Origin of the sequence: Massilia timonae CCUG 45783 (assembly GCF_000315425.1) — a bacterium.
GTDB classification, from domain to species: domain Bacteria; phylum Pseudomonadota; class Gammaproteobacteria; order Burkholderiales; family Burkholderiaceae_D; genus Telluria; species Telluria timonae.
The window spans coordinates 2,599-16,486 of sequence record NZ_JH992924.1 but is presented as its reverse complement, the minus strand read 5'-3'; the positions used below and the strand labels follow the sequence as shown (position 1 = coordinate 16,486).

General features: G+C 51.7%; 6 protein-coding genes and 2 pseudogenes. 1 reads left to right on the top strand and 7 read right to left on the bottom strand.

What is annotated here, in order from left to right; genetic code table 11:
• Positions 1 to 19 precede the first annotated feature (19 nt).
• On the bottom strand, positions 20 to 2,278 hold the full coding sequence (locus tag HMPREF9710_RS15195; RefSeq protein ID WP_005667756.1) for a type I restriction endonuclease subunit R: 2,259 nt from the start codon (positions 2,276 to 2,278) through the stop codon (positions 20 to 22).
• 566 nt (positions 2,279 to 2,844) lie between these two features.
• Here HMPREF9710_RS15195 and HMPREF9710_RS15190 point away from each other — a divergent pair.
• Positions 2,845 to 3,573 (top strand): annotated as a pseudogene (locus HMPREF9710_RS15190) (ATP-binding protein); the annotation flags it as partial.
• 43 nt (positions 3,574 to 3,616) lie between these two features.
• On the opposite strand, the gene HMPREF9710_RS27180 reads toward HMPREF9710_RS15190, so the two are convergent.
• From HMPREF9710_RS27180 to HMPREF9710_RS15175, 6 genes and pseudogenes are all read right to left on the bottom strand, one after another.
• Positions 3,617 to 6,661, bottom strand: a complete 3,045-nt coding sequence (locus HMPREF9710_RS27180) for a type I restriction endonuclease subunit R (protein ID WP_005667752.1) — start codon at positions 6,659 to 6,661, stop codon at positions 3,617 to 3,619.
• Positions 6,654 to 7,370 carry an abortive infection family protein gene (locus HMPREF9710_RS27175; protein WP_005667750.1) on the bottom strand — a complete coding sequence of 239 codons (717 nt, stop codon included), beginning with the start codon at positions 7,368 to 7,370 and terminating at the stop codon, positions 6,654 to 6,656. The genes HMPREF9710_RS27180 and HMPREF9710_RS27175 overlap by 8 nt, the downstream gene beginning before the upstream one ends.
• The gene (locus HMPREF9710_RS27170; protein WP_005667748.1) at positions 7,370 to 8,629 is read right to left on the bottom strand and encodes a restriction endonuclease subunit S; all 1,260 of its coding nucleotides are present in this window, start codon (positions 8,627 to 8,629) and stop codon (positions 7,370 to 7,372) included. Before HMPREF9710_RS27170 ends, HMPREF9710_RS27175 begins: the two co-directional genes overlap by 1 nt.
• Entirely contained in the window at positions 8,622 to 10,316 is a 1,695-nt protein-coding gene (locus HMPREF9710_RS27165; RefSeq protein WP_005667747.1) for a type I restriction-modification system subunit M, read from the bottom strand. Before HMPREF9710_RS27165 ends, HMPREF9710_RS27170 begins: the two co-directional genes overlap by 8 nt.
• Before the next feature lie 550 nt (positions 10,317 to 10,866).
• Entirely contained in the window at positions 10,867 to 13,590 is a 2,724-nt protein-coding gene (locus HMPREF9710_RS15180) for a P-loop NTPase (RefSeq protein WP_040776873.1), read from the bottom strand.
• Between the two features lie 84 nt (positions 13,591 to 13,674).
• Positions 13,675 to 13,888, bottom strand: a pseudogene (locus HMPREF9710_RS15175) (IS481 family transposase); the annotation flags it as partial.

The following is a 13,888-nucleotide window of genomic DNA, read 5'->3' as shown; positions in this document are numbered from 1 at the left end:
GTTTCCTAAGTTCATATTCTTACGCTGCCAGGACGGAGTCGTTAATCTCGTCCATAACATTCCGGAGGCCCTGCTCGCCAAAAAGCTCGATGCCGATGTCAGCAGCATTCAAAATGGATAGTGGAGGATTGAAAAGATCGTCGATCAACACTTTCCCCTTGACTATTCCTCGATTCTTAAGCAGGGCAACATATTGTGCCTGCTCCGGATTTATATTTTTCATCACAAGCCAAGCTCGGAAATTTTCCTCCACACGTTCCTCGCGGCTTTTTATCTTTAGAAGACCCAAAGCCGCGCGAATGAAGTCAACAAGATTACCGCCCGGGTTGCGATAAGCGCGTCGCAGATTCTCTTCATTAAAATAGTGCTGGGGTTGATTCAGCCGCTGAGCTAGCTTCTGTTCTTCCTCATCAGTTAAGGAGTTGCCCGCCTTAACCTTTGAGATTATCGGATCTGTGTGCGCGCCTTGCTGTACCGTATTTTCCCAATCGGTAACGTAGGCTCGCTTGTCAACGCGCTCACCATCTGGACCAACCTCAATATACTGGACCGCATCGAGCCATTCATCCTCCAGACCTAACTCGATCAGCTCTCTAGGTGATTTTCCGCTTGATCTCGTCGGTTTAACCGCATAACCCCCACCGCCTCCAGAAAAGATGTCGGTGTCTGAGTCATTGAAATACTCATGATTACGGAAGAAGTCGTAGATTACAAACTTGTTTTTTCCGATATGAGGTGCAGTACGTGTACCCCGACCGCGCATTTGTTGGTACAGGATTGGGCTTCGTACTCTTCGGCACATTACAAGGTGAAGGATCTCGCGACAATCAAAGCCTGTGTCGAGCATTCCAACGCTAACCACTACCATGGGCAGGACTTCCCGCTTGAAATCGCGTATCAATTCTTCAGCGTTCGATACATCGGACGTGATCACTTCGGCATAGCGGCCTTTGTGCTCAGGATGTAGTTCGTTGAGGTACTGAGCCAATCGGGCTGCATGATGCTTTGTAATCGCAAATACGATAGATTTGCCGGGGCCGTCTTTCTGCCCGGGCGCGAGTTCTTTGTAGTTTTCCCAAGCTAAGCGGTCGAACTCCTTCATCATCAACCGGTTGCTTCGTTCATTAGTCCACTTGCGTTCGAACTCGGCCGGATCATAATGTTCGTCGTCGACGGTAGTTCCCTCTGATACCAGTGTAGTGATTCCAGTAGCAAACTTATAGGGAATCAAAAATCCTTCTTTGAAAGCTTCTTGAATTGTGTAGGAGTAGTCGGGTGTACCATCCTTGCAGTGGTAGAATTGAAAAGTATTACGTTCGATGTAGACGGCAGGTGTGGCGGTTAGTCCAATATGCAACGCATCGAAGTGCGACAATGCCGCTTGCCAAGCACCGTAAATTGATCGATGACATTCGTCCATTACGACGACGTCGAAATACCCACTCGTATATTCCGAGTAACGCCCGATCATTGTCTGCAACAGACATACCGTAATTTGCTTTTCTTGCCGGACCATCCCAGGCTTAAGCCAATAGCTCGAGTAGTTTGGCAATAAGTCTTGGATTGCCTCGACAGCCTGTTTAGCAAGCTGATCACGGTCGACCAGAAACAGTATTCGTTCAGCTTGCCCTGCTTCCATCAATCGCTTAATGTATAGTGTGATTAAGTCTGTCTTTCCACACCCCGTAGGCAGTTCGATAAGGAATCGGCGCTTCCCGAGTTCTACAGCGCGATCCAGAGCCTGCATTGCCTCATTTTGATAAGGCCGCAGCGTCCGGATCTCACCTTGCCTTAGGTAAGTATCGGGTATAGCTATTGTGGCCAATGGCTTGCGCTGCGAACGCATGTGAATTATCTTTTCAAGGTCCCGTCGAGAAAAGAATGAATTCACAATCCGAGCATCGTCGTTCTGGTAATCCCAGAAATATATCAATTCTCCGTTCGTTAGAAAGATAAACGGCGCTTGCGCTTGCTTTGCATATGGAAGTGCTTGTTGTTTGGCAGTATATGGTTGAATAGCCTGTCTCTTGGCTTCGATAATAGCAATCGGCCGACCGCGTTGATCAAGCAGAACATAATCAGCCCGTCCAAACGATGACGGTCCCTGCCCCACGTTATCGAATGAGTTTAGTGGTTCTGCATTCTGAACAGCGGCCTGGACATTAGAGACCAACACCTCGGTAAGCACTTGTGATTTGTCAGCTGGGTTCCAGCCCGCCGCACGCAGCTGATCGTCGATTTTGATGCGCGCGTCGGTCTCTTTGTTTTGCGAGTTCAAGTTAAGACTCCACAATTACACATATATAATGCCAGTCAACAGTTATTGCGTGCTAATGACCAAGACTAACGTTGCTATCGTGCCCACGTCATCGTTGCTTCTTTTCGGAATGGATAAAGCTGCGCAACGATAAGCGACAGCATTGCCGCTTCTATAGCCGGGCTAGCCAACGGGGGTAGTGCTCAAGTTAAGCTACGACATTTACCGATGTGAAGTTAGGTCGTACGAATTGGTAAAGCTAATACTACAACCTCGACGCTCACTCTCGTTAATTTTGGTTTAGCGCCCGCGGATACAGTAAATTTGTGGATAGGGGTTGCTCCGAGGAGACCGATCGGGCATGGCTAGGGGCAGCTTACAGTAAACGCTTATATAGAGGATTGTACTTTACTCTTGTGCAAATGAGAACGTCGGTGCGCGGCTTTGAGATGCTATGCGGACGGACGCAATAGCGTCCTCCATCGTATGACTTTGGAATCGTGCAAGAAAACAACGATGTTGTTAGTTAAGCTAACCCTCTGATTATTAAGGGATTTTTATCAGTTAACAGTTATGTTGGTGCCCAAAGGATTGACCTGCCGATCGCGCTGGGCATCCTGGCCGCCTCGCGCCAGATCCGCGACGATGCGCTGCATCGCTACGAATTTGCGGGAGAACTGTCGCTGTCGGGTGAGCTGCGCCCGGTGCGCGGCGCGCTGGCGATGGCGTTCGCGATGGCGCGCTCAGGCAAGGACGAGATGCGCGACGACGAAATGCGCGCCTTCATCCTGCCACTGGCCAATGCCGACGAAGCGGCCCTGGTCGAGGCAGCCGCCATCCACCCGGCGCGCACCTTGCTCGAGGTCTGCGCCCACTTCGCCAATGCGCCCGACGCGCCGAAGCTGGCGCGCCACCATGGCCCCGGCCTGTCGCGGCTGCCTTCCTATCCCGACTTCGCCGAGGTCAAGGGCCAGCAGCATGCCAAGCGCGCGCTCGAGGTGGCGGCAGCCGGGACCCATTCCGTCCTGCTGGTCGGCCCGCCGGGCGCGGGCAAGAGCATGCTGGCGGCGCGCCTGCCCGGCCTGCTGCCGCCGATGAGCGAGGCCGAGGCGCTCGAGTCGGCGGCCGTGCAATCGCTGGCCGGCGGCTTCGCGCCCGAACGCTGGCGCCAGCGGCCGTTTCGCAGTCCGCATCACACGACGTCCGGCGTGGCCCTGGTCGGCGGCGGCAACCTGCCGCGGCCGGGCGAGGTGTCGCTGGCGCACCACGGGGTGCTGTTCCTCGACGAGCTGCCGGTTATGCGAGGTCAGGTTGTCTGTCTGCAGACTTCGACGCGCGCCTAGCAATATTACGAATACCTTAATCCGATAAGTCTTGCGTTGACAATTCAGCCTGCCGAACAACTAGTTGAGTTGCGTCTGCCGACAAGTCCGGAGGGTATCCGTATTTAGCCAGTAATCGGCGTACACTTCGTCGTAAGCCCGCACGTACTGATTCGCGTTGAGACCAGTCAAGTTTCGGTAGCTGTTTTACCATTTCAACGAGCTCTCGTGCCATTAACCGGAGTGTCTCGTCCTTCATAACCTCCTTTGCGGAGCCATTCTCAGCAAGAGCATCGTAAAACGCTGTTTCTTCCGCGCTCAATCCAAGGGAATCGCCGTGCTCTTTAGCACTTCTCAATTCTCGTGCCAAATCCAACAGCTGCGTAACCATCTCTGCAGTGGTCAGCGCCTTATTGGTGTACCTCAACATCGCCTCTTCTAACGCTTCGCGGAACAGCTTGCTCTGAGCGACATTTGTTCGCTCCGTCAATGTGATCTGATCAGTTAACAGTTTTCGGAGAGCTTCTAATGCAATATTTTTGTGAGGTAAAGCCCCGACCCGACAAAGAAAGTCTTCACTTAAAATGCCAATCTGTGAAGTTCCTAATCCAGCGATCTGAAAAAGATCTAGAACCTCGCCAGCGTTGATGGTTCCGCCTATTACTTGGCGGACGGCAGCCTCAACTGAACCGTTTGGATTTGCTGGACTGTCAAATTCATCGCTAATAACGCGCTTCTTGATTAAGACAACTAGTCGCTGAAAAAATGCAAGTTGTGGAGCAATAGAATCTGTTTCTGGACGTGGAACCGAAAGAGAAAAAGCCAACGCTAGCTCTTTTACTAACGCACGGAGTCGGGTCCAACCATCAGGCTGTCCGAGCGCATGGTCGGCAGCAGCCAGATAATATTCTGGAGCTAAAGTGGGCTCAACCTCAAGAGCTTTTCGATAATCACAGCCATAAAAGAACGCCTCGAGCTTTTCTAACGCCGACAGCATGGCAGGAACGGCCGATTCCTGAACTTGCTGAATCGCCTCCCCCGTGCCACCTGCGCGCGTATAGGTCGCAATCGCATCTGCTAACTGGTCAGTTAAGCCAATTAAATCCACCACTAAACCGCCCGGCTTATCACCAAATACACGATTTACCCGAGCAATTGTCTGCATGAGATTGTGCCCTGCGAGAGGCTTATCTATATAGATCGTATGGGCTGCTGGACAGTCGAACCCCGTTAGCCACATGTCGCAGACGATAACTAAACGAAGACTATCGTATGGATCTCGGAATCGATCTGCAAGGCGCCGTCGGGCGTACTTGCCACGAACATGCTCCTTAAGCGGTGTTTCTTCGAAACCTGTACCACTAATAACAACTTTTACATAGCCCTCATCGTCACTATCGGAATGCCATTCCGGACGTAGAGCAACAATCTCGTTGTATAACCGAGCAGCAATGTCGCGGCTCATGGTTACAACCATGCCTTTCCCTTCAAAGGCACATCTACGTTGTTCCCAATGCTCAACGACAAATCTCGCGATTTTTGCAAGCCGGCTAGGAGCACCCACTAATATCTCTAATGGCACTTTAACATCAGGCGAAATCTCAGCTCCGCACTCATCTGCAGCGGCTACACGATTGAGCTCGGTTTCAGCCTCCTTAATTTGCAAGCGGTCGACACTGAGCTGTACGATGCGTGATTCGTAAAACAACGGTTTCGTTGCCCCATCGTCAACAGCTTGGCGGATGTCGTAAATATCGCAATAGTCGCCAAAAACTTGGATGGTATTCTTGTCAGACCTTTCGAGCGGCGTACCAGTGAAGCCGACGAACGTCGCGTTTGGAAGCGACTTCCGCATCCACCGTGCTCCACCTTCGACAAAGCCGTATTGGCTGCGATGTGCCTCGTCGGCAATCACAACAATATTCGGACGTTTTGACAGCTCGCCTTGCTCCTCAGTGAACTTGAATATAGTTGTGAAAACAACTCCACCAGAAGGCCGCGTCAGGAGCTGCGTTAAATGTGCACGACTTTCAGCTTGTACAGGATCTTGCCGAAGTAAGGAGCGACCTTGCGCGAATGTAGCAAAGAGCTGATCGTCGAGGTCATTTCTATCTGTGACTATAACGATTGTTGGATTAGCTAGACGAGGTTCTCTAATTAGTGCTCCTGAGAGCATGAGCATTGTTAATGATTTACCGGACCCTTGAGTGTGCCACACAACCCCCCCACGCCCATCACCACTTCCTACAGGGGGGCAGATATTCGATAGCACGCTCGCTCGAGCGCTTCGCATGGCTCGGAACTGATGGTAGCCGGCAAGCAGCTTCGTCACGCTCCCATCTACCGACTCAGTGTATACAACACAATTGCGGAGCAAATCTAGAAACAAAGATGGATCAAAGATTCCTCGAATCGCACCTTCTAAGGTAGGTTGCTCCGCATACACTGACCGCCAAGGTTGGAACCTATCGTTCCCGCTCGAAACTGTTCCAACCCGGGTAGTTGCGCCATCAGACGCAATCAACAACAAATTTGACAGGAAGAGGTTCGGCGCGACTTCACCATAACGTTTAACCTGCGCGATTGCCGCATCTATGGACGCCGCTTGACGAGTCGGGCTCTTCAGTTCGATGATAGCAAATGGTATACCATTTATGAAAAAAATCAAATCTGGGCGAACTAACTTCCCGGCCGGACCAGTCACCGACATCTGGCGAATAACACGATAATCGTTAAGCCTCGGGTCATCAAAGTCTATTAGCTTAGTACGTGCTTGCTTAGTCTCCCCAGCAGCGGTTTGATATTCAACTTCTACCCCGTCAGTCAACTGCTGGTAAAACCAACGATTGTTATTCACAAAAGTGGGATAAGGCGGATTCCTCAACGTCCGCTGCACTGATTCTAAGGCCGACACCGGAATAGATTCATTCAAGCGTTGAAGGGCAGCCGTTAACGGTCCGCCAAGGAAGAAACTTGCAGGCCCATTGAGCGGATCCTCGTCTACTTCAGCCGCATCTAATACATGAATTCTGAGTGTTTCAAACCATGCAGATGCTGCAAGTTCAATTATCGATTCATCCATTTGAATTCTCGTGGAGCACTTGGCCCTCGGTAATATCCGACGTCTCTGCTTGACCTGCGCGGAAATCGACAAGACTTTTTTGGTAGGCGCGGCGATCTTGTTGATAAAGCGCTACACTGGCTTGGATTGGCACCTCTTCGATCACAATGTCAGCATATCGCTCATCCAAGTATTCATCGAAGTCTGGGTGTGCTCCATAGCGGAGCTGGCTCATAGGATTTCTATTTAGTTGCTCACGATGCAGACGAAACATCAAGCCTACTGCAGCATCCATAGCCCGAGCGGTGAGTAAGGCATACTCCACGGATAACATTTTTTCGAGTGCGTCTCTGCCATGCGGACCGATTCCTTGGCTGTTCCTTAGCGCAACAATTCCGTCAACAAGCAGGTTCAGACCTTTCAATACAGAGCTTACACCGCGCTCAGCGTCCTTGTCCTCTGCATTGCGACTAGTTAGTTCTAGGGTCGCCAGCGCTTGAGTCATTAGCCAGTTAGGTTTTGATTCCGGTGGAATTTCCTGACCCCTGTCTGCCAAAATACTGATGCAAACAGTCTCCAGTAAGCCCCGGCAGTGTGTGAAAGCAATGCCGGGCTCCTGGAAGATCGTACGTTCGATAACCTCGACGGCCGGAAGTATAGACCTTGATTCCGGGTAAAGTTCTAATAACTGTCTGCAACTCGACAATTCAAAACTTTGAACAGTACTCATCAATCTCTCGCTATCGGTAAGCGAATTTTTCCCGTGAGCAATTTAGAGCTTATTGCATCCCGCATTGATTTAGCCTCTCGGTTTTCCAAAGTAAGACTTCCGTACAGATCAAATAGTGGGCGAAATATAGTGTCTGCTACCATCAAGATCTCGGGCGGAGGAACATTTACTTTTGCTTCAGTCAAATGTTCACGTTTGATATGACCCATAGTCGTTGCCTTGCTAGCTGCGACCTTTTTAAACCAAGGCAAGTGATGCTTGATCCACATCAAACAAAACCAGCTCGGAAACTGAGCAGAACTTACCTTAAACAAATGCTGGTTAAGCGCCCCGCGGCCGCCAAACCAAAACTTAGCCTCCAATGTCCCTGACCAAGAAAACAGCAGATCGCCATCTTCGATCATGTATTGCCCAGGAACTTCCGCGTTAGCAAATTCCGTCCTACTAGGCTCACCCTTTCGCAAATCCGCAATTTTAATGACTCCCAAATCATCGCCATCGCCCCTTGGAGGATACTTTTGCAAAGCCAGTCCGTTCATAAACGATGCTATGCTCGCTAACGGCTGAACTGTCCAACCGGTCGGATGCTCATCAAACTCTTCGCTTTGTATAGAGTTAAAGGTCTTTTGTGGGAACGATGCGAACGAATTAGCACCAAGGTTTTTAGCACGGTAAGGGCCGAAATCCACGAACCAATTTTGAAACAAAATTTGTACTAAATTTTCGATTTTTTCGCAAACGGCCAAATTGTGTGAGATCTTTTTATCAATTGAATCGACAATCTGGACAATCGCCTCCTGTTCGGGCAAAGACGGCAAGCGCAGGGGCATACGTGCAAGTTCACGATAATAGATTCGCACACGAACCGATCCTATGCCTGCTGATTGAACCCAATCATTCCACTCATCCGTCTTTGTAACCAAATTGAGATATCGCGAATTTAGATAATTAGGATCACACTCGAAAACAATGTAATCTGGGCTAACCACCCCATCACATGAAATATCAGAGCAGTAACCGATTGACCCGATGTTCAAACGCATTGGATTATAGGCGAACATGCTCGGTCGAATGCGCTTATATCGAGAAAGCTCATCTGCTTGATATTTTGGACTAGATGTTAAGCCTTCTGCGCGATCGACCCCGAATACTTGCACACCTGCGTTGTTAGTGCCCAACCTTTCGGTGACTTCCCTTGTAACGTCACCTAATTTATACGGCTTCCAATCCAACGGCACGAATTTTTCAAGTTCAGCCATTCTTGATCTCGTCTTTCGGCAAACTACTCAGCATCTGACGCACATTGGATGTGATCTCATCACTTTGCGCAAAAAGTGACTCAAGTTGCTCGAGTATTGCAGTGAATTGCTTCTCGAACGGCTCATCGTTTGAGCCATCGCGACCCTTTGTCTCGACATATAAACCTGGTGACAGGACATATCCTCGCTCCGCGATCTCCTGCAGAGTTGCGGTCTTGCAGAAACCAGGTATATCGCGGTACTCCCAAACTCCATCTCTATGCTCATCCCACCAATCCGGCTTAGGCTCACCGCGCCATTGGCGGAAAGCGTACGTGATCCGCCCGATGTCAGAGTTCGGTTTTGGATCTCCACGTCCGTTTGCGTCGACTGTTTCCCCATCATCGGCGCCGCTCAACACGTTTTGCAACCTGGTAACTTTATTTCCGAGCTGTCGGGCGTCGATGAACAACGTCTCTTTTATACGGCCGTTCGGACGACCTGGACATCCGTGTTTAAGGTTTTTTCCTGTCTTATCCCTTGTAAGAAACCATAAACAAACTGGAATTCCCGTTGTGAAGAAAAGTTGTGGTGGAAGCGCGACAATTGCATCCACAAGATCATCCTCAATAATTCGCTGACGGATTTCACCCTCGCCTCCTGCCGTGCTAGCTAAAGAGCCATTGGCCATAACGAAGCCGGCCACTCCACCGCCCTTGCCGTTTGGAACAGCCATGTGATGAATAAAGTGTTGAATCCAAGCATAATTCGCATTCCCGGCTGGAGGAATGCCGTATCGCCAACGAACGTCGTTTTGTAATAGCTTTCCCGACCAATCCGAAATATTAAATGGAGGATTCGCAATAATGTAATCTGCTTTTAAGTCCGGATGCATATCACGTAGGAATGTGTCAGCGGGCTGACTTCCTAAGTTTGCCTCAATGGATCTAATCGCAAGGTTCATGTGAGCAAGGCGCCAAGTCGTGGGATTCGACTCTTGACCAAATATTGATATGTCGGTTTTCTTACCGCCATGAGACTCTACAAAACTTTCCGATTGTACGAACATGCCACCTGACCCACAACAAGGATCATATACGCGACCTTCATGAGGCTCTAACATCTCAACCAGCAATTTCACAACGCTTCGCGGTGTATAAAACTCACCTCCTAATTTTCCCTCCGCTTGGGCAAACTTTCCTAAGAAATACTCATATACCCGACCAAGCGTGTCGCGAGCCTTACCGTAGCTCCCTTTGAAACCGATCATTGAAACTAGGTCAATTAGTCCTTTAAGCTTAATTGGATCGATGCCACGTCTCGCATAATCTCGCGGCAACTTAGCTTTCAAATTCGGATTATCACGCTCAACAGCTAGCACAGCTTCGTCAATAAGGATTGCGATATCAGGACGCACAGCCTTATCTTGCAAGGTCTCCCAGCGCGACTCGGGTGGTACCCAAAAAACGCGCTCGGCGGTGTATTCGTCGCGACTTTCCAACAATGCTTCGCATTGCTCGCCGGTAATGCCATCGGCATTAAGTTCACTTTTGATTTGTTCACGACGCTCGCTGAACGAATCGGAAATATATTTGAGGAATAATAGGCCAAGGACAATATGCTTGTACTCTCCTGCATCGACTTGCCCGCGAAGGGCGTCAGCAGACTTCCACAAGGTGTCTGCATAAATGATGCCGTTATCTACCATAATTATCTTTAAATCCGATGGAATGTTTCAAATTGCTTGACGTTCAGGAGGTCGCAGCCAGGCACGCAGCCACCGCCAGCAACGTAGTCAATAATAGGAGTCCGTGCCTGCGGGGATAGCTATCGTAAGCGTTTTCAGCGGGAAACGATAGTCGAATGAGTTGGTAATTTAGCAACCCATCAACCTGCGGGTGGAGATGGGTCAGAAAGAAGAGTTGCGAATCTGCAACACGAACACTAGCCAAGGCTGTGTTGTTGTACATAGCGTCACTTTCCAGCGCTTTGGCCTTTAGAGGGTAGTTCTCTCCCAAATTTGGTGCTGGACCGTTTGAACTATAGCGTAGTAACGCAGATTGCCCCTCGTCGACATTTTCAGTGCGTCCGTTTCGATTCGCCTGATGTGGGTACGGTCAAGCGAACATCGATAGGCTATCTAGTATGGTAGAGCTATTAACACGACCTCTAAACAAGCGCAATCTGCGCACAGCGTACTGCCCAATTGACCTTGCTATCGGGACCGCGACCCTCGATGGCTTTTCGGTCGAGCGAGTTCAGACGCCAGCCCCGACAAGGTAAGGCTGCAGCGTATCCACGAAATCTTTCGTCAGCGTCGGGACATCTGCTGGATCGGTCGTCTTAAACTTCCGCGACCAGTCGCCTAATAGCGACGGGCATTCCTTTGCCACCACCTTCACCATTGCCTTGCCGACGGCTCTCAAAATATGCGGGGGGACCAGGGGCAGGATCGAAATGACGTGGCGCAGCACTGCACGGCGGCCCTTTTCCCCACCCGCGTCATTCGCCGTACTCATCAGGTGGCGCAGCAGATAGACATTGCGTGCCAGGTCACTGGCCGGGAAATTCCGCATCACGGTCGCCAGTAAGGCGTCGTACAGATCTTCCTTGCGAATCCTGCTGCGGATCGTATCGCAGACCGAGTACAGTAGGACCAGTTCAGGGCGGCTTTGCGCAGAGAATCCGACCTCGGCCAATACGACATGAAGAAGTCGCGCATATTCGTCGCGTAGCTCATCCGTTAGCTTGTAATTCCCCTCGTGAATGAAGTTGACCAGTGCATACGTCTCTGCCACCGGGAAAGCGTTGTGCTGCAACCAGTTGAAGTGGATGGTCACAGCCTCGCGCTGCAGGTCCGCATGCCCTCGTCCCTGTTCGGTTACCCAACGCATGAACGAACTACGCCCGAAAGTGACTGTCGGTGAGGCAAAGATGCGTGATACCACCCCGTATGCGACAGCGAAGTTTTCCGTGTCATTCAGATAGGCGATGGCATCCTGACCGCTGCGTACGCGTTCAGGAATAAGCGCTGCCTTCAAATGTCGAACTGCGCCAGCCAGTTTCGTCGCCCCAGCGGCGACCACCGCATCGATCGCCCGTGCACAACGCCTGATATCCAAGTATTCTCCATACCGGATAATAGAACTCGCGAACTTCTCGAGCTGAAGCGGATAGCGCGCAAGGTCTCGCGCGCTACGCTCGTCCAAACCGTTCAACACCAGCCCAAGCGCGAACCGCCGCTCGGTAGCATTCTCGAAGTCGACGTCCTCCAGCAAGACAATTTTAAGGGTGGCAGCGTCGGTTCCCGAACGTTCCACGATGCTGCTGGCCAGGGCCGCATGGCCAGAGCGTACCCGGTTGTTTCCTTCGACGAAGACGAGCCGTTCCCGCTTGGCCACTTCCCAAAGTTCGTCCAATGGAAGCATGCGCAGGAACAGGCTTGCTGGCATGGTCTGGTCGTTGGCGCCGCAGGCACACAGGCCGAGGAATACGGTCTCGAGCTCGGGAGCAATGCGCCTCAGCCGAAGCAAGGTCTGGTCCGCCACTGTGTTTAGGCTGGACCCCTGCACCAGTAGGGACACAGCGAACATTTCGCCATGTCGCATCAGGGGCGACAGTTTTTCCTTCGCCTTGTCGCCGAGGATCCGGCCGGACTTGGTTTCGAGCCGCGCAAACTCGTTCGCGGACACGGTCTCGAGCGCATGGTATAGGACGTTCATAAACACATTTTTCGGGACACATTGCCGGTCCTTATCCGTGGAAAGGATGACAACGCCCTTGGCTGACCTGCGGCGCAGCTGGTCGAAGACCTGAGAGTACGAGTCGATATCATCCACGATCACGACCACCGGCCGCACGGTCAGCCCGGCGAGCCGAATTAGCTCATCCCAGGACTGCTTGTCCAGGACGGCGGGATTGGTCATTTCCAGCACGAGGGCCGCACCCGAGCGATGCAGCTCCCACCCGATGCGCCGCACCAGGGTGGACTTTCCGGACGCAGCGGCGCCAGAGACGAGCACTAGCCCGCCTGACTCGCTAAGACCCATTACCTTCGCCCGGATGTCAGCCTCTGCGTCACGCGCTATATCGAGCTCGAAGTGGATTGCCGGCCATGTCACCCGCCCACTGTCTCTGAACTCCTGCGCCACAAGGGCTCGCGCGGGAAAGCAGTTTTCGCTGGGCAAAAAATTAATGCATCCGCGTCCGCTAGCGGGATGCTCATCGGGCAAACCGTCAAGGCAGTGTGCCACATCCGCCGGGAAAACCTTTCTCGGAGGCGTCAGCAGTTGCGTGATCTGCGCGATCGACGCAGCGATACGCGACGGCGGCACCCCGAACAGGGCCAGCCGGCCGATTGCCATGAGCTCGGGTTCATTGATGCCCCGCAGTTTCGGATGCACCTGGAATTCCACATTGTCCAGTACATAGGCCGCGATGCGCTGACAATCGTCGAGGCTGTCGAGCTTGTTCTCGTCGTAGACGAAGTCGGCAGCAAGCTGGGCGGCGAGCTTCTTCACCTTCGTCTTGGTCTTGCGCAACACCGAGATAATCTCCTCGCCAACGAAGACGCCTGTGGTGACAAGCAGGAAGCCCAGTCTCAGGTCTGCAAGCCGTTCGAGGTCAGGCGGATGTCCGCAGGCATCAACCGCGTCGCGCATAAAACCATGCAAGATATCCTTCATGGCGTCGAAGGTATACTCGACGTCGCCTGTTTCCTTGTACTGAATGAAAAGCTGACGCCCATGCCCCAGCATGAGGTCGATGTCTTGTGCCCCTTCATAGCGCAGCTGGACTAGGCTACCCTCGCAAGTCAGGAGTTGCGTCATCATGTGAACGGCATGCGCTGCCTGGAATTCGAAACCCTTGAGAGAGTTTCTTCCGCCCATGCGCGAACGCGTCCTCATATCGGTGCCATCCACCAGCCAGGTGTGGGTACGCCGCTCCATCGGGAAAATACCTTTCGTATCAGTCAGCAACATCAGTCAGCACATCAGCGACTATTGTAGTTTCCAATCGGGATTTTTCCCAGAGGCTTATTTGGTACAAGGCTCGCCACAGCGAACCTACCTGTCAAGTCCCGCCTGTTCATAAACCCGCTTAACGAATAATTCCGGCCGTTTTTGCTGCCATTCTTTGAGCGCGAGGATGGGCGTCTTTGCATCGAGTGCACGCTGCGGAATGTGGTGGTTGTATAGCTTCAAATAGTTCATCAATGTGGTCTGCAAATCGGCACGGCTGTCGAAGCGGGTCTGCTGCAGCAATTCATTGATGCGACCG